The sequence below is a fragment of the Aeromonas sp. HMWF017 genome (assembly GCF_003061465.1).
GTDB classification, from domain to species: Bacteria; Pseudomonadota; Gammaproteobacteria; order Enterobacterales; family Aeromonadaceae; genus Aeromonas; species Aeromonas veronii.
Genome location: NZ_QAJD01000090.1, coordinates 1 through 2603 on the forward strand (window position 1 = coordinate 1; position 2603 = coordinate 2603).

Sequence of the window (2603 nt, forward strand, 5' to 3'; positions counted from 1 at the left end):
CTACATGTATGACGATCAGGGTGCCGCCGAGTGGAAGGTGACCGCCGAAACCGGCGTGCTCAACACCGGCGACAACGTCATCCTGCGGGACAAGGTGCATCTGGATGGTCTGCTACCTACCTCTTTCATCTCCACACTGGATACATCCTATCTGGAGCTGGATCTGGTGACGCAGGATGTGCGCAGCAACCGGGAAGTGAACATTCTGGGTCGGGATTTCCAGACCCAAGGGGTTGGCCTCAAGGGCCATCTGGACCGCAAATATTTTGAGTTACTGGATCAAGGCCATGCCATCTATTTCAATGAAAAACGCTAATCTGGCCCTCGCAGCCCTGTTGTTGTGTGGTGCGGTGACCGCCAAAGAGTCCGACTTTGCCGAGAAGGTCTACGTCGATGCCGTCAAACAGGTGGCCGAGATGCAGGACAACCGCATCACCTTCGAAGAGGATGTGACCATCAATCAGGGCACCATCCGGATCAAGGCTGACAAGGTGGTAGTGACCCGCTCCGGCGAGAAAGGGGCGGAGGTGATGACTGCCTACGGCAAACCCGCCACCTTCTTCCAGATCCTAGATAACGGCAAGCCGGTCAATGCCCACGGCAACACTATCCGCTACGAGCTGAAGAACCGGCTGGTGACCATCACCGGCAACGGTCAGCTCAAGCAGGAAGATAGCCAGGTCAATGGCGATCTGATCCGCTACGACATCGTCAAACAGAAGATGATTGCCGAGAGCAAGAGCCCGAGCCAGCGGGTCAAAACCGTGTTCCTGCCTGATCAGGTAGAGAATTTCGACAAGCCCGCCGACCAGAAGAAGCAGGGAAAATAAGCCATGGCAGTGTTAAAAGCAGTGGGCCTGCAGAAGAGCTACAAGCGCCGCATGGTGGTGAGTGACGTCAGTCTTGAAGTGGGCACCGGCCAGATTGTCGGCCTGCTCGGCCCCAACGGGGCGGGCAAGACCACCTCCTTCTACATGATCGTGGGGCTGGTGCAGCGCGATGCCGGTCTCATCACCATCGACGATCAGGACATCAGCTTGCAGCCCATGCATGTGCGGGCGCGTAACGGCATCGGTTACCTGCCGCAGGAGGCCTCCATCTTCCGTCGCCTGTCGGTGTTCGACAACCTGATGGGGGTGATGCAGACCCGCAAGGGGTTGAGCCGTGAGGAGCGCGAGGACAAGGTTCAGCAACTGCTGGAAGAGTTCAATATCACCCACATTCGCGACAACCTGGGTCAGAGCCTCTCCGGTGGTGAGCGTCGCCGGGTCGAGATCGCCCGTGCGCTGGCGGCCGAACCGCGTTTTATTCTGCTGGATGAACCCTTTGCAGGGGTTGACCCGATTTCTGTGATAGACATCAAGAAGATCATTCAGCATCTGAAAGATAGAGGCCTTGGCGTCTTGATTACCGACCACAACGTCAGAGAGACTCTGGACGTATGTGAGAAGGCCTATATCGTCAGCCACGGCAAGATGATTGCCGAAGGTGCACCGGCTGACATCCTTGCCGATGAGCAGGTCAAGCGCGTCTATTTGGGCGATCAATTCAGTCTATAGTAAGGGGGCATGCCTTCATTTCCTTTGACGAGTGCCTCGCTGAACATAAGGATATCCCGACGTAGATGAAGCCGACATTACAGTTGCGTCTCGGTCAGTCCCTGACCATGACGCCGCAATTACAACAAGCGATTCGTCTGCTCCAGCTCTCCACTCTGGAACTTCAGCAGGAAATTCAGCAAGCGCTCGAAAACAACCCTCTGCTGGAGCAGGAAGAGAGCGAGGCGCAAGAGACCAGTCCGGAAGCGCCGGTCGATGCCAGCCAGCTGGATTCCAGCGATGCCATGGCCCAGGAGCAGATGCCGGACGAGTTGCCGGTGGATACCACCTGGGACGAGGTTTACTCTGCCGGCACCGCTCAGAGCGCGGGCCCCATCCACGATGGGGAAGATAGCGTCTATCAGGGTGAAACCACCGAAAACCTGCAGGATTATCTGCTGTGGCAGATGCGGCTCACGCCGTTCAGCGATGTGGATGCCGCCATCGCGCTCGCCATCATCGATGCCATCGACGAATCCGGTTATCTGACCGTTGCGCTGGAGGATATCCAGGCTGCAGTCACCAGCGATGACGTAGAGGTGGAACTCGATGAGGTCGAGGCGGTACTCAAGCGGGTGCAGCACTTCGATCCGGTCGGCATTGCTGCCCGTTCTGTGCAGGAGTGTTTGCTGATCCAGCTGGATCAGTATGACCCTCAGACCCCCTGGCTCAACGAGGCCAAAGAGGTGATCCTCGAGCACATGGAGCTGCTCGGCAACCGGGATTACCGCACCCTCGCCCGCAAGACAAAACTCAAAGAGAGCGACCTCAAGGAGGTGCTGGATCTGATCCAGCTGCTGGAGCCGCGTCCCGGTAACGGCATCATCCAGAGCGACTCCCAGTACGTGATCCCCGACGTCTCCGTGGTCAAGAAGGGTAGCAAGTGGGTGGTCGAGCTCAATCCCGACTCTGCCCCCCGCATTCGGGTCAACGAAACCTATGCCGCCATGGCCCGCAACGCCCGCAGCAGCACCGACACCCAGTTTATCCGCTCCCATTTGCAGG

Annotated in this window: 4 protein-coding genes; all 4 read left to right on the forward strand. The window is 57.8% G+C overall.

Going from position 1 to position 2603, the window contains the following annotated elements:
* A partial coding sequence (gene lptC, locus DBR30_RS08565; RefSeq protein WP_108588297.1) for an LPS export ABC transporter periplasmic protein LptC occupies window positions 1-316 on the forward strand: 316 nt, incomplete at its 5' end.
* Window positions 303-830: a lipopolysaccharide transport periplasmic protein LptA gene (lptA, locus tag DBR30_RS08570; protein WP_040068817.1), complete on the forward strand. Its 528-nt coding sequence runs from the start codon at window positions 303-305 to the stop codon at window positions 828-830. The genes lptC and lptA, both read left to right, overlap by 14 nt.
* A 3-nt stretch (window positions 831-833) precedes the next feature.
* Window positions 834-1559 carry an LPS export ABC transporter ATP-binding protein gene (gene lptB / locus DBR30_RS08575; RefSeq protein ID WP_005336333.1) on the forward strand — a complete coding sequence of 242 codons (726 nt, stop codon included), beginning with the start codon at window positions 834-836 and terminating at the stop codon, window positions 1557-1559.
* Window positions 1560-1624: 65 nt separating this feature from the next.
* Window positions 1625-2603, forward strand: a 979-nt coding sequence (locus DBR30_RS08580) for an RNA polymerase factor sigma-54 (protein WP_108588298.1), incomplete at its 3' end; no start/stop codon positions are given.

Excerpts from the sequence above, each read along its gene's own strand:
- lptA (WP_040068817.1), top strand. The coding sequence starts at position 303 with ATGAAAAACGCTAATCTGGCCCTCGCAGCCCTGTTGTTGTGTGGTGCG.
- lptB (WP_005336333.1), top strand. The coding sequence starts at position 834 with ATGGCAGTGTTAAAAGCAGTGGGCCTGCAGAAGAGCTACAAGCGCCGC.